Annotated in this window: 19 protein-coding genes; 12 read left to right on the forward strand and 7 right to left on the reverse strand. The window is 62.2% G+C overall.

Annotated features, from left to right (window positions below; all coding sequences use genetic code 11):
• Positions 1-72: 72 nt before the first annotated feature.
• Positions 73-669 (reverse strand): hypothetical protein, encoded by a 597-nt coding sequence (locus EEB19_RS02125; RefSeq protein ID WP_187582690.1) that lies wholly within the window; start codon positions 667-669, stop codon positions 73-75.
• Positions 670-789: 120 nt separating this feature from the next.
• On the opposite strand from EEB19_RS02125, the gene EEB19_RS02130 reads away from it, so the two are divergent.
• Entirely contained in the window at positions 790-1,107 is a 318-nt protein-coding gene (locus EEB19_RS02130; protein WP_187582692.1) for a hypothetical protein, read from the forward strand.
• 29 nt (positions 1,108-1,136) lie between these two features.
• Here EEB19_RS02130 and EEB19_RS02135 read toward each other — a convergent pair whose 3' ends face one another.
• Complete coding sequence (locus EEB19_RS02135) at positions 1,137-2,192, reverse strand: phenylacetaldoxime dehydratase family protein (protein WP_187582694.1); 1,056 nt, start codon at positions 2,190-2,192, stop codon at positions 1,137-1,139.
• 201 nt (positions 2,193-2,393) lie between these two features.
• The gene (locus EEB19_RS02140) at positions 2,394-3,356 is read right to left on the reverse strand and encodes a helix-turn-helix domain-containing protein (protein ID WP_187582696.1); all 963 of its coding nucleotides are present in this window, start codon (positions 3,354-3,356) and stop codon (positions 2,394-2,396) included.
• Positions 3,357-3,594: 238 nt separating this feature from the next.
• On the opposite strand from EEB19_RS02140, the gene EEB19_RS02145 reads away from it, so the two are divergent.
• The 11 genes from EEB19_RS02145 to EEB19_RS02195 all read left to right on the forward strand — a co-directional run bounded on the left by EEB19_RS02145 (position 3,595) and on the right by EEB19_RS02195 (position 19,494).
• A complete protein-coding gene (locus tag EEB19_RS02145; RefSeq protein WP_187582698.1) occupies positions 3,595-5,169 on the forward strand; it encodes an amidase in 1,575 nt (524 codons plus the stop codon).
• Between the two features lie 67 nt (positions 5,170-5,236).
• On the forward strand, positions 5,237-5,866 hold the full coding sequence (gene nthA, locus EEB19_RS02150; RefSeq protein ID WP_187582699.1) for a nitrile hydratase subunit alpha: 630 nt from the start codon (positions 5,237-5,239) through the stop codon (positions 5,864-5,866).
• Positions 5,867-5,908: 42 nt separating this feature from the next.
• Positions 5,909-6,562, forward strand: a complete 654-nt coding sequence (gene nthB / locus EEB19_RS02155; protein WP_187582700.1) for a nitrile hydratase subunit beta — start codon at positions 5,909-5,911, stop codon at positions 6,560-6,562.
• Between the two features lie 126 nt (positions 6,563-6,688).
• Complete coding sequence (locus tag EEB19_RS02160; protein WP_187582701.1) at positions 6,689-7,924, forward strand: GTP-binding protein; 1,236 nt, start codon at positions 6,689-6,691, stop codon at positions 7,922-7,924.
• A gap of 40 nt (positions 7,925-7,964) precedes the next feature.
• Positions 7,965-8,345: a helix-turn-helix transcriptional regulator gene (locus EEB19_RS02165; protein ID WP_187582702.1), complete on the forward strand. Its 381-nt coding sequence runs from the start codon at positions 7,965-7,967 to the stop codon at positions 8,343-8,345.
• A gap of 34 nt (positions 8,346-8,379) precedes the next feature.
• Positions 8,380-9,792, forward strand: a complete 1,413-nt coding sequence (locus EEB19_RS02170; RefSeq protein ID WP_262365372.1) for an ABC transporter substrate-binding protein — start codon at positions 8,380-8,382, stop codon at positions 9,790-9,792.
• Between the two features lie 1,385 nt (positions 9,793-11,177).
• Positions 11,178-13,643 carry a class I SAM-dependent DNA methyltransferase gene (locus tag EEB19_RS02175; RefSeq protein WP_187582703.1) on the forward strand — a complete coding sequence of 822 codons (2,466 nt, stop codon included), beginning with the start codon at positions 11,178-11,180 and terminating at the stop codon, positions 13,641-13,643.
• Between the two features lie 135 nt (positions 13,644-13,778).
• Complete coding sequence (locus EEB19_RS02180; protein WP_187582704.1) at positions 13,779-14,393, forward strand: hypothetical protein; 615 nt, start codon at positions 13,779-13,781, stop codon at positions 14,391-14,393.
• 639 nt (positions 14,394-15,032) lie between these two features.
• Complete coding sequence (locus tag EEB19_RS02185) at positions 15,033-16,877, forward strand: ATP-dependent endonuclease (protein ID WP_187582705.1); 1,845 nt, start codon at positions 15,033-15,035, stop codon at positions 16,875-16,877.
• A 3-nt stretch (positions 16,878-16,880) separates the two neighbouring features.
• On the forward strand, positions 16,881-18,629 hold the full coding sequence (locus tag EEB19_RS02190; protein WP_187582706.1) for a UvrD-helicase domain-containing protein: 1,749 nt from the start codon (positions 16,881-16,883) through the stop codon (positions 18,627-18,629).
• A 592-nt stretch (positions 18,630-19,221) separates the two neighbouring features.
• Positions 19,222-19,494: a hypothetical protein gene (locus EEB19_RS02195; RefSeq protein WP_187582708.1), complete on the forward strand. Its 273-nt coding sequence runs from the start codon at positions 19,222-19,224 to the stop codon at positions 19,492-19,494.
• A 99-nt stretch (positions 19,495-19,593) separates the two neighbouring features.
• On the opposite strand, the gene EEB19_RS02200 is transcribed toward EEB19_RS02195, so the two are convergent.
• The 4 genes from EEB19_RS02200 to EEB19_RS02215 form a co-directional block, all read right to left on the reverse strand.
• Entirely contained in the window at positions 19,594-21,390 is a 1,797-nt protein-coding gene (locus EEB19_RS02200; protein ID WP_187582710.1) for a hypothetical protein, read from the reverse strand.
• Positions 21,391-22,630: 1,240 nt separating this feature from the next.
• Positions 22,631-23,029, reverse strand: a complete 399-nt coding sequence (locus EEB19_RS02205; RefSeq protein ID WP_187582712.1) for a type II toxin-antitoxin system VapC family toxin — start codon at positions 23,027-23,029, stop codon at positions 22,631-22,633.
• Complete coding sequence (locus EEB19_RS02210; RefSeq protein ID WP_187582715.1) at positions 23,026-23,262, reverse strand: hypothetical protein; 237 nt, start codon at positions 23,260-23,262, stop codon at positions 23,026-23,028. The genes EEB19_RS02205 and EEB19_RS02210 overlap by 4 nt, the downstream gene beginning before the upstream one ends.
• A gap of 304 nt (positions 23,263-23,566) precedes the next feature.
• Entirely contained in the window at positions 23,567-24,250 is a 684-nt protein-coding gene (locus EEB19_RS02215) for a DUF4436 domain-containing protein (RefSeq protein ID WP_262365373.1), read from the reverse strand.
• Positions 24,251-24,425 lie beyond the last annotated feature (175 nt).

Here is a 24,425-nt window from a genome sequence, read left to right on the forward strand (position 1 = left end):
CTGTCTGGTAGTGAATGAGAGTTTGCGGCGCTGAGCCGATCGGCGCCGCCAGTCCGTGGTGACGTGCGAAAGTCAGGCCGGCTCCAGTGCCCGCTTTGCCTTCTCCAATGCGGCCAGCGTCCGCAACACGGACTCGCGTTTCGCGGTCAGATCAGCCACCTTGGCCTTGCCACTGAGACCCGAGTCGAGTTTCGCGACAGCGAGGCGTTCCTCGAGCTCGGTGAGCTGCGACAGCAAGCCTTCGGCTCGGCTCGCGAGTGCGGCCTGGTCGGGCCGGGAAACATCCGGGCGTCGAGCGGTGTCCGGCTTGGCGGATCGTACTGTTCCAGCTGCACCCCGCGCATCTGCCCTTGTGGCGGTAGTGGCGGGTCGGGCCACTGCGGCACTGCGCCCCGTCTGAGACGTGCGACGCGGCGGAGTGTGTGTACGAGTCTTGGTCAGCCCCGCACTCGCCTCACGAGCTGCGACCCGATGCTCGTGCTCCTCCTCATCGTCGGACTCCAGGGACCCACCCAATGGGCGCAGACCATAGAAACGCACGAAATCGCGGGCCTCGGCGATGGTCTGCTCCGCTGCGCGACAGCGCCCGCACCGCGGTTCATTACGGAGGTCAGCAACATCCTCGTCGGACGAGCACCACACACAATTCCGCAGGGTGGTATCGGTCACGGAAGCACGGGCAACGACGTTAGGCACGGGTGAACAGCCTACGACACAAAGCTTTTCATACCGAAAGCGGGGGTAGATCGAACGCGGACGGTCTGATAGCAACCCGAGGAGGCGCTGGCGGTGGCCGGTGGGTCGACCGGCCTCATCGACCTCGGCACGGTGACGACGTCGTGCGACCCTTCCGCGGCATTGGCCGTGGCGCTCGAAGGTGGTCTGCTCGAACACCTGCCGCGCGACCCGATCCACCGAGTGCGGTTCGTCCACCCGCTGTATCGGGTTGCGGCCTACGACTACCTATCCCCGGCGCGGCGTCGCGCGTTGTACCTCGCGTTCGCGGCGGCTGCTGGCAGTCCCGCAATTCGCCTGCACCACCAGATCTCCGCGGCCGACCGCCCTAGATGTTTCCGAGCCGCAGGTCAGTCGACCACGGCCGGGTGACCGGCCTCCGGGCAGCACCGACCTACCCGTCATTCCGTCGTCACCGCGTCTCGCAGCATGCCGGTGTTCGCGTGGCAATTGATGTATTCGAAGGTTTGGTTGGACGCGTCCGAAACCGACACCTCGTGGTACAGGCGGAGCTTCTCGAGTCCGGCAGCGACACGGAAGAACGTGGTGAAGATCCGCAAGTGAGTGGGGTGGGATTCTGCCCACCGCTCCAGCTTTTCCAGAGAACGCCAGTGTCCGATGTTGTAGGTCTCGTCGAGGAGGTTGCCGTCGAGATCGATGCTCTGCACGAAGCGGTTGCTGTAACAGCCGACGGCCTGCCCTTCGTCGCGGAGAAAGTCCATGCCCGCCGACAGTGTTGGGCGAATCTCGTCGAGGTAGAGCGCACGCTCTTCGGTTCCGGCCTCGCGCCAGTCCTGTCCGGATCTGATGATCGCGATGTTGTCGTGGCCCTGCACGATCACGCGTCCACCGCAATTTGGGTCGCCGCTTGCTATCCGGAGCCGGCCAGAGGGCTGCATCCAATCGGTCTGAGATCGGGGAAAGCGCTCGCGCATCGATCCCCAGTACCCGTGCTCGTTGATGTCGCCGCTGACCCCGTCCATTACCGCGCCCACTCCGGGCAAGTGGTCCTGAAAGGCGTAGAGCGTTTCGAACTGGTCGACCCGTGGAGTGGTGATCTCTCGGAAGAAGCCGATCCCATCGGTCAGTCGTTCGTCGGATCCCCACCATTCGGCGACGGTGGGTGTGCGCAGCCAATCGCAGAATAATACGGGGTTGCGCCAGTAGCCGACGGCCATCAGGTTGGCATATCCGTCGGCATCGGTGTGCTGGGTAAGGTCGTAGTGATCGGCGCGGTGACGACCCTCGAGCATCCCGACAATGGTCGCCAACGCGGCCAGGGCAACGCCTCGCTGGGTGTCATCCCGGTATTGAACACCGAGGTAGGCCATGGCGACTTGCGTGACCGGCGCATCAGCCCGTCCGACCCACATCGGAAAAGGTGGTTGGTAATCGTCTGGCACTCGACGCGAGATGGTGCGTGGGCAGACAAGGTGGGCGTCGATCGCGGATTCCATGGGCTGGTCCTCTGGGTCGTACGCATCGGGGACTGCCGACACGCAATTATCTTGGTAGGCCGTCGTTCTCGATTGAAGTCGCGGTGTCCTTCGGCCGAGACGCGACGAGACCACGCTAACCGTGCACCAAAGAATTGATTTGCGTAGCAGGGCCACGATGTTGATCGTCGGCGCCAGGTTTCACTTGGCGACAGCGGATAATCACTCTGCGGCGACAGTGGCTCGATAGTGACTGGGGCTGATCCCGTATTCCTGTTTGAACGCCCTGCTGAACACCGCGAGATCCCCGAAGCCCCACCGAGTGCTGATCTGCAGCAGCGACGACCGCCGTGTCCTGTCGGCGACAATATCGCGGCGACAGTGCTCGAGGCGTCGCCGGCGAATGGTGCTGGACACGGTGGCGTCCCGCTCGGCAAACACGCGATGGAGTTGGCGAGTCGAAATAGACAGTGCAGCAGCGATATCCGCTGGGCTCAGATTGTGGTCGGCCAGCGTTTCATCGATTCGGGTCACCGCGGATTGATACAGATCGGCGTGTGGATGGTGATCCCTCGACGCCGAACGCCGGAGGATAGCGTTCACCAGGTCACCGACCTCGTCGACAATCAGCGTCGTCGAAGAGTCGCCATCGTCGGACATGCGCATCGTTGCGAGGTCATGGAGGAAGCGACTAAGCAGTGCGCTGGCGCCGGCGTGACCGTCGAAGGCGATCGCGGTCAGCTGGCGAACGTCTGTTTCGGTGAGAGCCAGTGTGCCACGGGGCCAGGTGAACACCTCGAGGCCCCAGCAATCGTCGCTTGGGTGGCCGTCCAATCGCCACCGGAACGGACGGCTGGTGTCGTAGAGCACGAAATCGCCATGGTCCAGCACACATTCGCGGTCATCTTGCTGAACCACTGCGCGACCCCGGCGCATCACCCCGATCTGCAGGTCGTCCTTGCTGTCGGTGCGAATGAGTCCGTCGACACGCGAAATGCTTTGCGCCACCGAATTGACCGAGGCGACGTTCAGGTGTGCCGTCTGCGCGGACCGGACCGCACCGGTGAAACCGGCGTCGGGTACATCGGCGACCTCGAGCGAGACGAAATGCTGGCGCAGCATGTCCGCCCAGTCGTCGGGACGGGCCGTGCGTGCCGGCAGGGTGAAACCCGACTGCGTGAGCATGGACATCTCCCTTCTCGTCACTGTCGATCAATTGTCGGGCGCTCACGGACAACTTTGCCGATGCGACGTGTCGCACGATTGCCGTAGCGCCCATCCAGTACAGCACGGAACGTGCCGGTCGGCAGCTAAAGTCGATATGTGGACACTCATTGACATATATCCGACGGCATGTGAACAATTGAACCCACTCCCAACAGCCCCACTCGGGCGACAATCGCAGCCCCCTAGGAGACCTCCCATGGCAGTCAAGCGACCTGATGCGGACTCGATCAGCAGCGCTGCAGCACATTTCGGTATGTCACTCGGACCGACGGAGTGCGCAGAGTTCGCCGGCCTCGTCGATGGGGCGCTGGGCTCCTACGACGCGGTCGACGAACTTTACGCACACTCACTGGACGCTCCAGCGCCCGAACGGGACTTCGAGTTTGCCGCGCACGGCGACACGAACCGGCTGGGAGCCTGGTACGTGACGACCTCCATCACCGCCGATTCGCCATCGAACGATCGATTGGCAGGTCGTCGGGTGGCAATCAAGGACAATGTCGCCGTCGCCGGCGTGCCGATGATGAACGGATCACGGTCGCTCGAGGGTTTCGTGCCCTCACGCGATGCAACGGTGGTTTCGCGCGTACTCGATGCGGGCGGGGAGATCGCCGGCAAGTCGGTATGCGAGGACCTGTGCTTCTCGGGGTCGAGTTTCACACCGGCCACGGGTCCTGTCCGCAACCCGTGGAATCCGTCTCGGGAGGCCGGTGGATCGTCGGGCGGCAGCGGCGCCCTGGTGGCAAACGGGGACGTCGACCTAGCGATCGGCGGTGATCAGGGCGGATCCATCCGTATACCCGCCTCGTTCTGCGGGGTGGTGGGGCACAAGCCGACCTTTGGCCTGGTGCCATATACCGGGGCCTTTCCGATCGAACGCACCATCGACCACGTCGGCCCGATCACCCGAACCGTCGCCGATGCTGCCCTGATGCTCTCGGTGATTGCCGGCACCGATGGCGACGACCCGCGCCAACCCGAATCGATCGCCGCGGAGGACTACCTGTCGGGACTCGACGGCGGGGTCACGGGACTGCGCATCGGTGTGGTGGCGGAAGGCTTCGGCCACGACTCCTCACAAGTCGAGGTCGACGATCTCGTGCGGGCGGCGGCGCAGCGGTTTCGTGCGGTCGGGGCGACGGTCGAGGAGGTGAGCATTCCCTGGCATCGTCACGCGTTCCACGTCTGGAATGTGATCGCCACGGACGGCGGCGCGTACCAGATGCTCGACGGAAACGGATACGGCCTCAACGCCGGTGGACTCTATGACCCGGAACAGATGGCGTACTTCGCCCAACAACGGATCGATCGCGCTGATGACCTGTCCGAAACGGTGAAACTCGTTGCGCTATGCGGATATCACGGTGTCAAAACCCTGGGCGCGAGTCTCTACGGCAAGGCTCGTAACCTGGTTCCCTTGGCTCGCCGAGCCTACGACGATGCGCTGTGGGCCTACGACGTCCTGGTGATGCCGACGCTGCCCTATGTCGCCACCGAGTTGCCCGAGGCCGGAGTCGACCGCGCGACGTATATCACCAAAGCGCTCGGCATGATCGCCAACACCGCGCCATTCGACATCACAGGCCACCCGGCAATGTCCGTGCCGGCTGGTCTCGTCGACGAGATGCCGGCGGGAATGATGATCATCGGCAAGCACTTCGACGACGCGACGGTTCTTCGCGTCGGTCACACCTTCGAGCGGCTCTGCGGCGGCTTCCCGACCCCATCGACCCTTGTCCAGACCGCTCCTACCGAGCTCACGCTCACATGACCGTCTCGACAACGACCGTCGACACCCCAGATCCCAAATTTCAGCCCCACCACAGGAAGGTTCACCCATGTCCGCAGTGATCGATCACCACGCCGAACGGACCCGCGCCCCCGGCGTCCCCGAACAAGCCCCCGCCGGCGATCGTGCGTGGGCGCTCTACGAAGCGCTGAAGTCGAAGGGCCTCGTTCCCGACGGCTACGTCGAGACGTGGAAGCAGACCTTCGAGGAGGACTTCACCCCACGCAAAGGTGCCGCGCTGGTGGCTCGTGCCTGGACCGACCCCGAGTTTCGGGAGTTGCTGCTGACGGACGGGACCGCCGCGGTCGCACAGTACGGGTGGCTCGGCCCGCAAGGCGAGTACATCGTGGCTCTGGAAGACACACCGGACCTCAAGAACGTCATCGTGTGTTCGTTGTGCTCGTGCACAGCCTGGCCGATTCTCGGACTGCCGCCGACCTGGTACAAGAGCTTTGAATACCGGGCCCGCGTGGTCCGCGAGCCACGCAAGGTGCTTGCCGAACTGGGCACCACGTTGCCAGAGGACGTGAAGATCCGCGTCGTTGACACCACGGCGGAGACCCGCTACCTGGTCGTCCCGATGCGTCCGGCGGGAACCGAAGGCTGGAGCGCCGAGCAACTCGAGGCAATCGTGACCAAAGACTGTCTCATTGGTGTGGCACTGCCCACGCTGCCGTGACCTACCGACAACCACAGCGAATTTGAAAGGACGACAGACATCATGGATGGAGTTCACGACCTTGGCGGCGTCCAGGGGTTTGGTCGCGTCGACCATACGATCAACAACTACGACGACGGTCAGCCCACGCCGGAGACCTTTCACGCCGATTGGGAGCACCTGCCCTACAGCCTGTTCTTCCTCGGTGTGGCCGAGCTCGGCAAGTTCAGCGTCGACGAGGTGCGGCACGTTGTCGAACGCATCGCCCCGGTCCACTACCTGGTCACCCCGTACTACGAGCGCTACGCCATCGGCGTCGCGACGCTGATGGTCGAGACCGGTGTCCTGACCCAGGAAGAGTTGGAAACGTTTGCCGGAGGGCCATTCCCGCTCTCGCTGCCGGCGACATCGGAGGGGCGCCCTGCCCGCTCGGACACTCAGGTGTTCCATGTCGGAGATACCGTGCGTGTTCGTGACGAGTACTTCGCCGGGCACATTCGGATGCCGGCGTTCTGCCGGGGCCGCACCGGCATCGTCCGCCACCGAACCACCGACAAGTGGCCGTTTCCTGATGCGATCGGCCATGGCCGCGCCGACGGAGGCGCTGAACCGACCTATCACGTCGAGTTCACTGGCGATGAACTCTTCGGCGAGGACACCGATGCCGCAAGCGTGATGGTGGACCTCTTCGAAGGCTATCTCGAACCGGCCGCCTGACTCGCGATCACCGCGGTGGCGGGTATCTCTGAACCAGCCCCGGATATCCGCCACCGCCCTCCAGCCCCATAACCGTACCCAGCTCCATCTGCACTTCTGGGTCCACTTTCACGAGGATCGACAGCCATGGCAGACAACAGACTTCCGGTCACCGTCCTTTCCGGGTTCCTCGGCGCCGGTAAGACCACCCTGCTCAACAACATCCTGCGCAACCGTGACGGGTGCCGCGTCGCGGTCATCGTCAACGACATGAGTGAGATCAACATCGACGGCTCCGAGGTCGAGCGCGAGGTCACTCTGAGCCGCTCGGAGGAAAAGCTGGTCGAGATGACCAACGGCTGCATCTGCTGCACGTTGCGCGAAGATCTGCTCGCCGAGATCACGCTGCTCGCAACTGCCGGCCACTTCGACTATCTGCTCATCGAATCCTCCGGCATCTCCGAGCCGCTACCGGTAGCCGAAACCTTCACCTTCATCGATCCCGCCGGAAGCGCCCTCGATGACATCGCTCGACTCGACACGATGGTCACCGTCGTCGACGGCAGTAGCTTTCTACGGGACTACCGCGGCGGCGGCTTGCTCGACGCCGACGCGCCAGAGGATCAACGCGACATCTCCGATCTCCTCGCGGATCAGGTCGAGTTCGCCGACGTCATCCTCGTCAGCAAAACTGACCTCATCGACGACCGGCAACTCGCCGAATTGACCGGCGTGCTGCGCACGTTCAATGCATCCGCGAAGCTCGTGCCAATGGCGCACGGTGACATCGCACTGGAAACCATCATGAACACCGGCCTGTTTTCTCTCGAGAAGGCGGCTACATCGCCGGGATGGTTGCAGGAACTGCGCGGCGAACACATTCCCGAAACCGAGGAGTACGGGATCGCCTCCGTCGTCTACCGCCAGCGGGCTCCCTTCCACCCGCAGCGCCTCCACAGATTTCTCGCCGACGAGTGGAGCAACGGAAACCTGCTGCGCGCCAAAGGATACTTCTGGAACGCCGCTCGGTTCACCGAAACCGGGAGCATCTCCCAGGCAGGCCATCGGATCCGGCACGGGTACATCGGGCGATGGTGGAGGTTTCTGCCCGAGGGCTTTTGGCCAACTGATGATCATCGCCGCAGAGGCATCCTCGACCAGTGGGAGGAACCCGTCGGCGACTGCCGGCAAGAGCTGGTATTCATCGGTCAAGACATCGATCGCGACATCCTGCACCAGCAACTCGACGAGTGCCTGTTGACCATCGAGGAGATCGCGCTCGGCCCAGACGTCTGGACCACCTGGCCAGACCCACTCGGTCCCGGCCACAGCGAGACAGTGATAAGCCACGTCGCGCAAACGGGGCATGCGACGACTCCGTGAACCCCACAAGTGACGACGGTAGAGTTGCACGAGGTGCAGGATGGCACCCGCAAATACCGTGGAGGTACTGGTGCACGACAACGAGGAGTCGGCGTTCTCCGTGCTGGCCGACCAAGTGCGTCGCCAGATCCTCGACGTACTCGCCGAGAACGGTGAGTGCAGTGCCGGCTTCATCAGCGATCGGATCACGTCTGTCGGCCGAACCACCGTCTCTGCCCATCTCAAGGCATTGCGGTTGTCAGGCATGGTGATCGAGCGACGAGACGGTCGCCACCGATACTTCTCGATCGACCCGGCCGGCCCGACGCAGGACGCGCTCGCGTTCCTGCAGAGCCTCCTCAACGGCGCACTTGCGACATCCACCGAGCAACCGCACGCTCCCGAATCGTCAACGCCACCCGCTTCAGGCCGCACGGCCTAAGTATCTTCATTCGGCCGAATAGGGGAGCAGCGCGGTGTCAGCCCTATCGGTCACCGCGCAGACCTTTGTCGATATGGGCCCCGCGCGAGCGTTCCAGATGTTCGCCGACGGCCATCTCCTCGGTGCCGAATGCGCGACAATGATCGTCGGAGCCGCGATTGCACTCCCACTGCCGGTCAGCGATGTCGCAGGCAGGGGCTCCGAGATCACCGTTCTCGGTCGGGTAATGGCCATTCGCCCCGTTCAAAGAGTGGTGATCGTGCATCATCAGCCGTGGCCGGGTGTCCTGACGGTACGGTTTCACCGGGACGGCAGCGGCACCCGTGTGACCCTCGAGTCACAGATCGACACCGAAGGTATCGACTGGCTGGCGCGCAGGCGTGGATTCGATTCACCGGCACCGCCGGACCCCAACACCCACCGGATCGGGCTGCTCCTGAGTAAGTCCGGATCGGCGGCCGTGTTCGCCCAGGCAACGCAGGCGCTCGCCGAGATGGCCGTTGACGAAATCAACGCCGACGGCGGAATCCGGCGCAAACCCGTCGAACTCCGAATCGGCGACGACGCCTCGCAATCGTGGACCGGCGTCGCCGAAGCTTCACGACTGGTCCGTGAGGGATGCCGGGCCATCTTTGCCTGCGTCACCTCCGCGACATTCAACGCCGTCGTTGCGGCACGGCCGTCGGCCGGAACGCTGTTGGTGCATACGGTCCTGAACGAGGGTGGCGCGTCGCGCGATAATGTGGTCCGGCTCGGTGAACGTCCGACGAGCCAGGTGCGCGTCGGCATTCCGCGGCTGATGGCAGACACCGGCATGTATCGATGGTTCTTCGTCGGACAACGGTATTCGTGGTCGTTTGGCGCGCACATGTCCGCGCGGGGAGTGGTGTCCGAATCTGGCGGATCGGTGGTGGGCGAATCTTACGTCGATCTCGGGACCACCGATTTCGAGCCGACCCTTGCTCGAATCCGCCGATCGGGCGCCGAGTTGATCCTCACCTCTCTGGTCGGACATGACGAAGTGGCATTTCAGCGCGCCTTCGCCGCGACGGAACTCCGCAGCACGACAAAGACTTTTGCGCTTGTGCTCGACGAGGCGACCCTCCAGCTCATCGGAGCCGACGCAGCTCAGGGCATGCGGACCGCTTTCGGCTACTTCGAGAGTCTCGACACCCGAACAAACCGTTCCCTGGTTCGCCGCTACCGGGAGCGGTCCGGATCATCCCTCGTGCCACCGATCAGCTCACTGACTGAAACCACCTACGAAGCGATTCTGGCCTATGCCCGCGCCAACCGACACGACGAGGCGCTCAGCGGCGCCGAGTACCTCGAGTCAATCGCGACGGATTCCGGACGAGGGCCGGGGATTCGTCCCCTCCTCGGGTCGTCGATCTACCTCGGTGAGGTGATCGACGGGTCGATCGAGCCCATCGACTATCGCGCGTAGCGACTGCCTGCAATCGGGCCATCAGCGACCCTGACCAGTCGGATCGAATGCCATCCTGGACGCCGACACCCGCAGAAGCCCTGAGGGTGGACACCAAACGTACGGAGCACCAGGTGATTGACCAGTGGCGTCGTCGACACCACCCACAAAGGCACCCGCGACGCAACGGTCTAGCGGTCGCGATCGGATTGAGCGGGATCCGGTTCCGGAGCGAATGGCCAGTGGTGCGGCCGTCAGAGGAAACTCGGCGCGGCCCAGCTTCTCGACAAGGCTGCGCAGGCCTTCGAGCCGTATCCACCTCCAGGAATGTGAGGCCTATGCACGCCAGCCCGAGTTGATGGAGGGGGATCAGACGACCGCTGCGATGCGTCGGGGGGCGTTGGAGATCTGACGCGAGCGAAAAGCAACCGGGTACCCTCGCGGACCAGACTCGCGGCGCCGACACCGGGCTGACGGAGTGATCAGATCCTGCGTACCTCGAGCGTTGTCTGCACCCCGACGACTCGCGGTCGGCCTCAGTTATTCGTCACAGTGAAAGAAAAAACGAGATGAAGAGGGCGCCATGTTTATGGGGAGGCCGACTTCTCCTACGCGACGTCCCGCCCGCAGCAGGACCTTGGTGTGAACGGTCGGGGGGAGTGGCGAATGCCGACGCCATTGAGCTGCGGTTCGCCATTCGGGGTGAAATCGGAGCCCCGGGAATCTTGTCAAAACCCGTGGCGAATGTTTGGTCGAGGTCCTGACCAGCAGCTTTTGGCGCCCACATGTCTGACAGTTGGCCGCCCGCGAAAACCGGCTGGAGGCCCGAGGGCCGTTCGCGCAGTACAGTTGCCCAAGCGGCCGGCTCTCGGATGCTGCAAGGGACCCGTCCGGCCGCGTCGAGGTAGGCGCACGCTTAGTCTACGGTTCGTGGGTCATTGACCAGGTTCCGGAGGATGCCGACGACGGTGATCGCTGAGCTGATCGGCGGGACCAGGAGGTGAGACCCTTTTGACCGTCGCCACTGCATTCCGCAGTCTGCGCCGGTTGGATCAAACGGATCACCATCGCCGCCAGTCCACTCGAATCGGACGCGTTCTTAAGTGACTTGCTCGGTCTCGATATTGCGTCGACCTGCTGGCACACTTGCTCCGGATTATGTAGCACGGCTTTGGAATTGGCGACACAGCTCGTCGATCAGCGTTGATGGGCGCGAGGATAGATAGGATCAGCGTGACCAGCAGCTAACCACGGAGGGGCCCCGTTGAAGCAGTCGCGCCCGATGCGGATAACGGATGAGACGGATTTGGAGGACGCCATGGCCTCCGACGAGGACAAGTAGGGCAATGGGGACAAGAAGCGCACCGCACCCGGCGATTCGCGTAGTGCTAGAGGACTCCGACACAGTGCCGAATTCCGACAGGGAACGCGGCCCGGTTGGCCTGGAGCACGCGACGAGCGTGTCCCTGGCCCGGGCCCTTGCCGTCGGTGGGCTCGGTCGCCTCGATCCGGGTCTCATGACTGTCGACGTCTGGGATCCCGCGGTCGGCTTGGGGTTCGCCGGTTTCCTCCTAGTCGAAGCGCTCCAATCGTCGGGAGTAGAGGTCCGCTACCGCGGCCAGGACATCAACGAAGCCGCCGCCGCCGCGAGCCGTCGTCGATTTGAGGCGGTCAACAACGCCGAAGTCGCTCATGCGGACACGCTGGCGCACGATGCCTTTAAGGACTTCAGCGCCGATCTGGTGATCGTCGACGCGCCCTGGGGGATGGACTGGCGGGACTCGGCCGAACTCGTGGAAGCGCGGCAGTCAAACGGCGAGTTCGGGTTCGGCCTCCCGCAGCGCTCCGACAGCACCTGGCTGTTCATCTCCTTGGCACTCGAGAAGCTTCATCCGGCGGAGCAGGGCGGGGGACGTGTCGCGGCACTGGTGAACCCGGGCGCGTTGAGCTCCGGCGGTGCAACCGGTGCGGTGCGGCAGCGGATCGTCGACGCCGGCCTTCTGGAATCGGTCACCCGGCTCCCAGACGGCCTTGCGCCGAACACAGCGATCCCCCTCTACCTTCTAACATTCTCGAACAACGCCAGCGACGTCTCCCGGGGCAAAGCGATGATCGCCGATTTGCAGACGATGTTCACCACGGAGCGCCGCCGCAGGTCGATCCCGGTCGAAGCGTTCCATGAGCTCGAATCCGGGCTGCGGACGAAGAAGTCGGGCCCACGCAACCGCACCATCAGCACTCACCAGTTCACGCGAAGGGACGCACGGCTGTCGCGCGTCACAAGCGAGGGCCGTCAGCTCTCGTGGCGCGTCACCACGTACAACGACACAGCGATCGACGGTGAATTACTGGAGGCTCGCTATGGGCCAGACTCCGGCGTCTCACTGACCGAGAAGCCGCGCGAGACCGTCGACCTCGATCCCAGTCGTGTCTTCAGGGACGACTCGCGCGAGATGCTGCGAGACATGGCCGCAAAGGGCTGGCCAAGCCGGCGTCTGAGCAGTCTCCTCGCTCGAGAGCCCGACGCTGAGACTGTTTCGAATGATGATGAGCAGGGCGATCGGCGGTTGTTCGTGCCCACCAGTTCGGATGGCAGAGCCGCCACGGATCTGTCCGAGACGAACGCCGGCGGGCGGGTTCTGGCGATCCAGCTCGAAGACGGCGCGGTCTTTCTGCCCTTCATGGCGGCGTGGCTCAACTCGGAGCAGGGCGTTGCCAGTCGGTTCCGTGCGATCGACAAGGGAGGCTCGGGCCCCCACCTCAAGGCATTGCGGTCGGACGCCAACTCATTGATGCGGTGGGCCGACGAGCTCATCGTGCCGGTCCCGAATCTTCGCGTCCAGCTCGCCCTCGCATCGGCGGACGAGCGGCTCAGCTCGTTCCAGGCTGACCTCGGCGCCCGACGGGCGAGCCTCTGGTCGGCGCCGGATAACGCTGACGAGGTGGTGAGCAAGGTCGCTGGCGCCTTCGACGACTCGTTGACGACCTGGCTCGACCAGCTGCCCTACCCGATCGCATCGGCGTTGTGGACCGCAGAGTCCGCCCCGTCGGTGGGGGAGCAGCAGCGCGCCTATCTCCACGCCTGGGAGGCGATCGTGACCTTCCACGCGACTGTCCTGCTCGCCGCCAGCCGTAGCGATCCGGGCGGCAGCAGCGAGACCGAGGCCGCAATTCGTCAAACCCTGCATGAGCAGCACTTAGGCATCGAGAAGGCTTCCTTCGGAACTTGGGTGGTCATCGTCGAGAAGACGGCGAAGAACCTGCGCAGCGCGTTAGAAGACGGCGACGCCGATGACGAGGCGCGAGTCCGCCGCGCGTTCGCCGAACTTGGCCGTGCCGGTATCGAGCGGATGATCTCGAAAGACGTCGTCAAGAAGTTCAAGGAGGTGAACGGCAAGCGCAACCGGTGGTCTGGCCACACGGGGTACACCTCGAAGCAGGAGCTGAGAACACAGGTCGACTCGCTCGACTCGGACCTCAGAGAGCTCCGCGGGCTCCTCGGGAACGTCTGGTCACAGCTGGTGCTGGTCCGCCCCGGAAGCGCCAAGCGCCGCCGCGACGGCCTCGTCCAGACCGCCGAGGTCGCCGTGGGGACTCGGACGCCCTTTGCAACCAGGGAGTTCGTCGTGGGGGACCACATGTTCGAAGACGAGCTCTACCTCGTCCGGGACGGGTCACAGTCGCCGTTGCGGCTAGGGCACTTCGTGCAGCTCCGCGCAGCGCCGAGCAGCGCTCAGTTCACCACCTACTTCTACAACCGGACCGAGGGGCGCAGCGTGCGCATGGTCAGCTACCAGTACGGGCCTGAGAGCGAACTACAGGACGACGTAGAGAGCCTCCTTGCGGACTTCGGGGGACTCGCTGAAGCGTAAGGGTGCCCGCCGGTACGCGCGCCGTTCGGTGTAGGAGCGCGCACGGGGGCTGAGGTGTCGTCGAAGTAGCGCAAACCGCGCTGACTGCCCAGAAAATTGGTCGCACTCGTCGGCCCCCGGATCTAGAGTCATCCGATGGGCTCGAATCTGTTCTCAAACTATCCGGCCGATAAGTATCGAGACCTCGTCATGCGAAGAGGAGCGGCCGGACTATCCGAGTATGCGATGTACTTCCGCGAGGCCGCAGACCGACTCGCCGCCTCGTTTACCGGTAAGCCGTTTGACGACACTATCTTCATGCCGTGGCTCTACCTCCATCGCCATGCAACCGAACTTCTGTTGAAGACGGCAATCACCGAAGCAGCGCGACTACGTCGGGTGGAGGATCGAGACGCTTCATTGACCTCAAAAGCGATTAAGGAGCGACTGAAATCTAGGCTCGGACACCGACTATTGCCGCTCTTGGACGAGCTCGACCTGCATCTCGAGGCGCTCACTCTCGAAAAGACTCCGCCGGCGGCCCGATTGACGCTGGCGCGCCTCGCCCAACTCGATCCGAACGGAGAGTCGTTCCGGTACAACGGCGGCCTGCCGAACGTCGATGATCGCGTGGACTTTCCGTCGCTCAACAACGCGCTGAGCGAAATGTTGGACGTATTAGCCGGAACGCTCGATGTCCTCGATGAGTATTCCGACTACCAGCGCGACATGGCTGACTATGCTGACGCTAGCGATTACATGGATCTCTGAGCCCAGCGGCGCACAGCCGACAGGAGACCGACTTTCGTCGCAATCTGCGGTTCTCTCTCGAGATTCGCCAGGGGCGACGAGTGTGAACGACTAAGGGGAGTGGCGAGCGAGACGGTGCCTCACCTGGGGGAGTGCCAGATGCATTGAGATTCTCAAGGTCCCGATCGTTTCACTTTCCGCAACATTCGTTTTGCAAGGCTTTGACCTCTCTTCGTGCATACCCACAATCGAATGATTCGAGTTGGCGTCGACCAAAGGCACCGACGAACAGATAGTCCAATTCGCATGCTGCCGCACGACTTCGGGACCCACGGGTCCGCCGATTTCCGCGTTCGCTGACGGCCCGAGACTCGCGTCTGGACTGTCGCATTCTTCGTCGTCAATATCGTCATCGGGATCTTACGAGCCGTCAGGAGCGTCAGGCATTTCCCTGCGAGTTTCACGTATATCGTCCGACCGTTGGGCTTCCCGGAGACACGCCAGCGTTCGTCACCATCGCCAGCCCCTTGCGCAGACACGCCAGGCGGCAACGCAGGCATCGGACACGCGGGTGTCGCGACGAACGATCGTTGTGACTACTACATAGAATCTACGCGGACAGTTCGTAGACGAGCGCCGGAACACTGCTGGTCCTCGGGGATGGAGATCTCAGTACTTGTGCAGCTAGAATCGTTGTGCCTCAGAAATTTTCGTGCCTGCCGTGAGACCGATATCGCTTTCGCTGCCGACCTCACGGTGCTAGTGGGAGAAAACGCCTCGGGGAAGAGCGCGGTGATCGATGCGATCCGGATGAGCACGTTCCCAGCTTCAGGGAGACAATCTGCGTGGTTTGCGGCCGATCGCGATCTGTCATTCGGTGTCGAAAGGGGTGAACTGGTCGAGGTGTCGGCTCGGTTCGGATCGCTCTCGGACGTCGAGAAGGCGGTGTACATCGCTGAACTCGTCGATGCACACGACGATCTGATCTACACTGCCAGCTTCGCGACAGCGCCGGGCACTCCGCGGCGAAATGTCTTGAGTTGGTCGGTGGGTGAGGCGCGAGTCGATGACGCCGAGCCGATACTTCGACGACGCATTGCCCATGTCTACCTACCTCCGCTGCGTGATGCGGTACGAGACCTTGATGGCGGTGACCAGTCCCAGCTTCACGACGTGCTGCGTATTCTGCTCGATGGCGACCAGGCGAGGGAGGACGGATTTGTCGACACCGCCAATTCGGCGCTGAGGGCCATCGCTGATCATGAGGTTGCGCGGACATCTCGTGACACGATCCAGGCCTACTTTAGTCAGACGACGCCACCGAACCGGCAGCATGACGTTGCCCTCAATGAGCGTGAGGTCGAGCTTCGTCGGATTGCCCGGATGCTGCGTATCCAGCTGTCGGAGAGTGCAATACCGATCGGGGATATCGCTTCTACCGGTCTCGGTTACGCCAATTTGCTCTACATCGCGATGATCGTGCTGCAACTGGCCAAGGCCAAGGACAGTGATCTGACCCTGCTGCTGGTCGAGGAACCCGAGGCGCATCTGCATCCGCAACTGCAACTCGTGCTGTTGGACTTTCTTCAACGTCAAGCCACCCACAGTGGGAGCGAGGTGTCCGGTGTCGAGCCCGCCGGCAAAGTGCAGGTCGTGGTCACCACACATTCACCCGTGTTGGCCAGCACGGTATCCATCGCGAACATCGTGGTCGTCGCCCGACGTTCGGAGGGCGATCACTGGCGAACCGGGGCAACAGCTCTTGCGTCAATACCGTTGAAAGCGACGAATGTCCGCAAGATCGACCGCTACCTGACCTCGACCCGGGCGGCGTTACTGTTCGCCCGCGACGTCATTTTGGTTGAGGGCATTGCCGAGGCACTCTTGCTCCCGGCACTGGCAACTACACACTTGAGATCGGTCAGCGCCGATCCGGAGCGGGCTCGTCGATATCAACGGCAGTTCGCCAGTGCCACCATCGTCAGCGTGGAGGGTGTCGATTTCGAACCGTATCTGCGGGTGCTCCTCGATGGTGATCAACCGCGCGTCGACCGAGTGGTCGTCGTAACCGACCGCGACCACACGGGAGCCGGCGACACGCGGAAAGCCGCCTACACAGAACTGTTCAGCCAGGCTATGACCGACGGCCGTCTGATCGTCGAAGTCGGCGGCACGACCCTTGAGGCGGAAGTGTTCCGGCACAAAGAGAATGAACCGCTCCTGCGCGCAGCGTTCGAGGAGCTGCACCCACGATCGAAAGATCGCTGGGCCGCTGTCGTCACTGCTGCGGAGGCCGGCGATGATCAGTACCGCGCCGAAACGTTCGCGAAGGCCATCGGCAACACAATCAGTGCCGACGACCCACACCTTGATATTGGGAAGGGCGAGTTCGCTCAACTCGTCGCCGAAGCCGCGGACCGCGGTGACACCAGTCTCGTAGTCCCCGCGTATCTGCGTGAGGCAATTGAGGCAGTCGCCCACGTAGGTGAGGGTGAACGCGGATGAACCATGCTCAGTGACGAGCAACGCGCAGCGCTCGCACCGCAGATACGTCTGATCGAGGCCGGTCCAGGAGCCGGCAAAACCCGAGCCGTCGTGGCCCGATTCCGCGAACGTGTCGCAGAAGGGCAATGCGTAGCGCTGCTGTCGTTCACGAATGCCGCTGTCGATGTCGCACGGTCACGGTGCCGCGACAACCCCGCGGTCGTCGACCCGCCGAACTTCGTGGGAACCTTCGATCAGTTCTTTCACCGCTACGTGCTGACACCGGACACCCGCCGACGATTGTCGATCACCCCCAAGTATCTCAGTTCGTGGGACGACCTACCCGAGAATCTCGCACTCGTTCGCCCCCCATCAGGTGGTGCCGGCATACCATTGTCGCAATTCATCCGGGACGACAACGGTCGATGGGTTGTCGCCGAGAACCGCCTCGGCTGGAGGTCACGCACCACCTGGAACAAGTGGTCGAGAAGCATTCGAGCTGGCATCAACCAGGCTGGTACGCAACGGATCACATCACTTTACGACCGGCACGTATTCGACACCAATGAATCCCGCGCCCGTGCCCTGACCCTATTAACGCAACACAACAGTCTTTGGCTGTCGAGGCTCTCATACCGATTCAGCGAAATCATCGTCGACGAGTTCCAGGACTGCGACAAGCTTGAACACGCCCTGTTGGATGTGTTGCGCGCGGCGGGAATACACGTGGTCACCGTCGCCGACCCCGACCAGGCCATCTATGAATTCCGTCAGTCAACATCGGGGCTGTACGAGGAGTATCGCGCATCGATCAGGGACGACGAGATCACACGACTGACAGTGTGCTACCGCTCAAGCCCCCAGATCTGCGCGTTGGCAACCGCCCTCCGGATTGTCGGCCAGCAACCGATCACCGCTCAGCCGGACCGGGACGGTGACAGTGATGTCGTTTACGTGGTCGTTGGAACAGGCCAACGCGCCGGTAGCACGGCACTCGAGATCGTTCGCCGGTACGGCATCCCGGCCCGTCAAGTGAGGGTGATCGCGCACGGGCGATCGGCGGCTCGGGCACTCATCCGGGCAGGTAACCAACCTCCCGGAGGTACCTCGCAGATGGAACGGCTCTTGGTCGCGATCGCCGAACTGCGTTCCGGCGTTGACCCACGTGGACGTCTGCGGGCGTTGGCTCGCGCCGAGTCCTACGTGATTGACCAGTTCTCCTGGCCCGATGATCAGACGCCGGACACCCGGTCCGAACAACTCGACATGCTCGGCCTTCGTCCCGAACACCTACGGGTACTAATCAGCACTATCCGCGACGCCTCACAGGACTGGACTGACAAATCCAAATGCGCGGAAGATGTTCGTAAGTTAGTCCGGCACTTCGCCGAGGGACTCCCGCTGTCGCTTCACCCACAGTTCAAAAGGCGAACAGTGGTCAACGACAAGCTCTGGAACTTCTGGACATCACGCATTGGCGGCATGATCACCGTTACCGACGCAGATACCGTTCGTTGGACACATATACATGGCGTCAAAGGCGACGAGTTCGATGCGGTGGTTTTGGCGATCTCCGATCCCATAAGAGGTCAGCCACATGTGCTCGATGACTGGCACAACGACCGCAATTCCGAACTCCGCCGAGTTCTCTACGTCGGCGCCAGTCGGGCCCGAAAAATGCTGGTACTCGTCATTCCACCAAATCGCCGCGACCAGCTCACTCACCTGCTCAGCACGTCCGGCGTGAAGCATGAGGTTACCGTCGCAATGTGAGAGGAGCCTGATGTACCTTCTCGAGTGCGGATCTGTTCCCCGAGTAGCCCACGCCACGGACTGCGAAATCGCATCCCGCCGACTGGAATCCGCAAGTGTTGCCCCAATTGGTACACCTGCGGCGATTTTCGACCTCCTACACATGCGTTGGGCGCGCTCCCGCAACACTGAGAAAGTGCCTTGTCGCGGATCTGGTCGTTCTTGATCTCCAGAAAGCCCTTGACGAAGTTCTCGTAGTCGCCCAGGACCTCGTTCAGGACACTGAACGCATCCATGTGGCGGCTCACCTCTCGTATCCGTCGCGTTCGTCACGTCACCGGAGTCTGACCCTACTTGGCGGACCTGACAGAGATGAGGATTTGCACGCCGGGGAGACGCAGGAAGTATCTGGACGTCTCCGTGGTAAGCGACTTCGACTTCGGCTTCAACGAGGTCGGACAACGGACGTTCACCTGCCGGGACTGCGCCAATGCGGCAAGCGGGAGCGCTGCTGTCGCCGTTGTGTGTTTGTCAATTTGGTGCGTCGTGGAGTTCGTCGGCGATAGGCGACCTGAAGACAAATTTGTCGTCCTCGTATGCCAACATCGCCCGTATGGAAACGTTCCTGGTGTGGTGCGGCGCAATCTCGTTCTTCGCGGCCGCGGTGTGGTCGCTCGAAGTAAGCCAGGGCATCAAGAATCGCTTGATTTCTGCTGCTCGTGCGATAGCCATCATCCTTGTCGTTCCGCTGATCCTGTTGTTGCCTGCGGCCGCCGGGTGGCCATGGTGGGCCTATCCTTTGTTCTGGATTCTCGCACCGGTTGGCTTGGTGATCCTCGGTGCGTTCATCGTCGCGGACCTGCAGACCCGATTCGGAAGGCGATAGTTCGATTCCGCAACACGCCTCTACGGCCACGGGCAACGAATCAGCTTCTTCGCCGCAACCCATGCCTGAGGCTCGCAGATTCGCGGGGTGAGGCGCCCACTACGTCCACGAACGTTCTTGGCCGAGTGCGGCTTCCACGAGGTAGGGATTGTGGACGTTCACCTGCCGGGACGGGCCGACGCGGCAGAGCCGGAGTGCCACCGTTGCGGCCGCTCTGGTGACTTCAACATCGTCGAGGAGACGGCGCAACGCGGCAAGGCTGGGAGCGTAGATCATGCTGACGCCGGGTCCGAACTCGTGGTAGCGAGACGGCTCGATGTCAATGCCGGGGTGTCGACGTAGCAGACGGATGAACTGTAGATCGTCGTCCTGGCCGAGTTCGACATCGTTGACTGCGAGGAATCCCCAGCATTGTCCGGACTTTGTTTCTTGAAGGAGCGTCAGGACCTCGGTCATCGAGATGCTCAGACATGCCAATACATTCGATCTCGCGCCTCGCTCGCCACGTTGCACCCCGGGCAGGCAACTCAGCGACCAGCTGACCATCTCGGTGCGCTCCGGGTACGGAACGCAACGGGTCAGATAGTCATGCACGATTCCGACGATGTCACCAGCTTCGGACTTGTTCGCGAGCGCGCTGAACTTGGACTGCTTCCCGCCGTGCTGGTGTGTTTCTAGAGCGCGAAGTGGTTGCGTATCAGAACGATTGGCAGTCACAGGGTCTTCGAACCATTTCTCGGCGCCCAACGGGTGAATCTCCTGCACGAACCCCGCATACTCGTTTATGGGATGTGCCATTTCACGAAAGTTCTCGGCGATCAGCTTGGACTCCTGGGCTTCGTGAATCAGTTTCTGTTCGACGAGGTGCAGGTGATCCTTCTGCACTTTTCTCGGTGACATCCTCCCGACCACTGAGTCGGGACGCACATAGAAGCCATTCACGTCGTTGCCAAATTTTCGCTTGTGGGTCGACAGTCGATCGCGGAAGTTGACTGTCTCACCGATGTAGCAGTGGCCGTTTGCCAGTGCCACGAGGTAGCAGCCGACGAGAGGTTGTCCAGTGTCATTAAGATGAGCGACAACGTCTTTGACCGTATCAAAGGGCCCCGCCATCCCGCATGCTCGCGACCAGCTGTCTGTTTTGGTGAGGCGGGCTTTCACGATATCCGGATCGGCATCGTCGACGCCGGCAAGGAAGTCCGACGCCAGGAACGAAGGAGCGACATGCCCGTCCTTGCTGTGCCAGCCTTCGCGCTCTGATGTGAAGGCTGTCGAGATCCAAGCGGGCGCCAGCAGGAACTTGAGCGCGTCGAGCATTTGACCATCGAGTGCAATGAAGTTGCCGTGACTATCGCGGACGCCTGTCTGGTCCGCGATCTCGCTCCAATGGGTCAGGGGCTCGCGAGGTCGTTGCCAGCTGAGTTCGATCGCGGAATCTGGTTCGAGGTCAAGTGAGCGCCATTGTGCATCCAGGTCAACCGAACCGTCGCGTTGTGGAGTCGCCACGACAGTTGCACCGGAAGCCGTGGGAGTACATGAAACGCGCCAGCCCAGCAAGAGAAGCAACGCGGCCTCATCCGCGGGGTTAGGACCGGTCTCGTCGTCAGCTGCAGCTACGTCAGAATCGTCGGCACCGAGATCGTAGTCGGCTGCCCATTCCCGATACGAAATTCGTTCGACCTGCCGAGACGAGTCTCCGAGTCGCCAACGACTCAGGACCACGTCATCGCCCTCGCGGGTCGCTTCAGCAGTGATCTTCGCTGCGGTTGGTTCGAGCGCGAAGATTTCGCTGCCCAGGACAGGGGCGGTCGTTGCCGGTGCGCCGGCTTCTTCAGTGGATTCCACAGCGGTGATTATCCGGAGGATGTCCGACACCTGTTGCGCCGCTGATGTCATCTGAACGATGGAAACTACCGAGTAGAACAGGCATCCCGTTCCAGCCTCCGTACGTCGCGCTGGCCGGTGCCACCGCCTCCGACATACTCACTTTGCGCACTGTGCTCACTTTGCTTGCTTTACTTACTTTGTTTGCTTACTATTCACTTCGCACGATGCACCACCACAAGAAGCGCAAGGGGTACAAGCCCATGAAGACGATCGAAGTAAACGACGCCACGTATCGAGCATTGGAGTTGGCGGCCCACCTGACGGGAGGGACGGCGGGATCGGTCGTCGAGACACTGGTCGCGAACGCGTCGACACCGAGGCCGACTCCAGCACCCGTGGCCGAGACGGACAACTGTCCTATCTATGCCGATTACAACGGCGAACGATTCAGAGGGCTCTTTGACTCGACCGCCAAGAGCATCCGGCTAACATCGGGGAAGTTGGCGGGTGGAAGGTACAAGTCGCCCAGTGCGGCAGCCCGGGCCGTCGTCGAGAGTGAGAGGCCAGACGTCGATTCCAACAGGAATGGCTGGACATTCTGGACATTGGATGACGGCACGGGCCGACAACTTCAGTCACTTCGTTGAAATTCCGACTCCAATCCGCGGGCGAACGGCGACACGCTTTCGTCACAGTGACGTAATTACCCACATGGCGGAAACGAAGGCTGGAGCCATGAGCGTCACGGTTGAATCCAATTGTGAGCGCAAACCGGCCAATTGTGAGCGCAAACCGCCCTGGGAGAACGACAGATTTCAACATGTGAGCGCAAATCGATGCGCCGTTTGACTCAGCCTCCAGACCTGCGTTCCGCGCGACTTGTCAGGCCAAATTTGTGAAAACTCGCCAATCTCGGTGACCGTTCACAAACAACGAGTCCTCGCATCTATTTGAACTCATCCTCCTTATGCGCCGATAAGATACATTATGTCAAGTAAACCCCTACATACTGCATCAGCTGAATCAGCCGCAACCTGCTCAGCTAAGACCCGCGTTGTACGACCCGCGACAATTGTTTGGCCTGAATGTCGCCGCTCGCGAGCGTCAATGAGCTCAGCACGGACCGCAGCAGATACGGTGCACCGTCTTCCGTCAAGGATCGACAACGCGCGAGAGGTGTCCTCGTCAGGTCGGAACGTGATGATGTCATCCATCGCTCCAGTGTGAAACTCAACGTAAGACTGGGACGCGCGCTCGTAGCCCTAACAGTGGCACGGACACTTCGTATTACTTTGCAGTACAACGGATATCATGGAAACCTCACCTGACAACGCAGACCTGGCGCCGTGCCGATTCGTCGGTCAAGCGTGACGAGTGGGGCATGTGCCAGTTCGGCGACCGCGACATAGCTGGCATCGTATCCGGACAGATTGCTGCGCAATTCCCACACCCGGGAACCGAGAAGTTCGTACGGCCACTGCTCTATCGACAGGTCGATCAGATCGCCGTGGGCCTGCACCGCCTGGTCGACGCTGACGACTCCGGCCAGCGCTTGTCTGCGAATGATGTTCCCAGCTTCAAACATCACCAGTTGCGGTGCGAGCAAGCGAGTTCCGGACAATTGCTCGACCGCCCAGCGACCGTCCGGACCATTGTCGAGCAACAGTGCCACGAGCGCCGAAGAGTCACACACAGCGTCGATGGTCACGGTCGCTCGGCATCTCGCGCGTCGAGTATCGCGGTGGCGTCGACGCGTACTCCGGTTGCGCCGACCCGCGCCCGTGCTCGCGCGATGACGTCATCGACGGGCGGTCGTGACGCAGACTCCATCAGCATGCCGCGCAAGTACTCCTGCAGCGACTTGCCTGCCCTCGCAGCCCGACCGGCTAGCTCATCTCGCACTGCGTCCGGAACATCGCGCACTGTGATCACTACACTCATGCAGCTATAGTAGCTGCATTGCCAGCAGTATGCATCCGCCTGTTTGTGACCGAGTTCGCCAGCCCGGGCCTTCGACTGCGACGCCCAATGAGTGTGCAGCGATGAACCTTGCAGAGTAACCAGTGATCTCCTGCAAATTGCCCGAGTCGGTCCCCGCGCACTGAGATGCGCATCGCTAACCAAGAGAAGAACCGACCCTCAGGCTCCAACATCTGCACGTGAGGCGAGCTCACGAGGATCCCGACCGCCTGACATATGCGCACGCCGCATGAAACGAGCGGCGAACCCCGACATGCCGTTGGTGTCAGGGAGCCTGTTTCCACCAGGCGACGACATAGAGCGCGAGCGATGCGACGAGGCCGATGAGAACCCATAGGACCACGGAGTAATCGACCCACGAGCCGAACGGGGGCGCCCCGGGAAAGATGTTGCGCAGGGGTAGCACGGCGAACAGCATCACCGCGAACCAGGTGACCATCGGAGGCTGAAACGCCTTGCGGCGACGAATGGTCTGGACAGAGACGAAAAGCGTGCAGATCGGCAGGACAATGAGAATCACGCACAGCGCGAGATCGAATGCCAATGATCCGATCGTTCGTGACGAGGTGATCGTAAACGCCTGCCCGCCAGCGGAGTCGCTGCCGCCCGCGTTGATGTCCCACCCAGCAAGCGAATCCGTGACGGCCACTTCTGTCGGCAACTCCGCGTTGTTCGGACCGTACGCGCGCACCGTCACCGCATCCGATTCATATCGGTCGAATGGCCACATCCGAATGTCGCCATCGGTGTACAACGACACCGGCAGGTCGCCCGGCCTTATGCCGGCAGCAAATGTCAGTTCAGTGGCGGAGACGACCGGAGAAACGTCAATGGTCAAGTCCCCTCTCAGGTCTCCTCGAGTATCGAGCAGGTCAGCGCCGGGATAGACCGAGACCTGTCCGCCAATCTCGAAGGCGGCACCATCAACGGAATCGATGTCGAGGTACACCAGGACCCCGTTGGCGGGTGGTGTCCGGGAATCCGGGTCGTCGCCGGGCCCCCTGCGGCGTACGCCACCAGTACAAGGATGTAGACGATCAACACACCGACGACGATGGCCGAACCCGTGAGCCACGTCCGCGATCGAGAGGTCTCCACCATCGTCAGCCTCCGCGATCATCGCC

The organism is Gordonia sp. OPL2 (genome assembly GCF_003797825.1).
Classification (GTDB): Bacteria; Actinomycetota; Actinomycetes; order Mycobacteriales; family Mycobacteriaceae; genus Gordonia.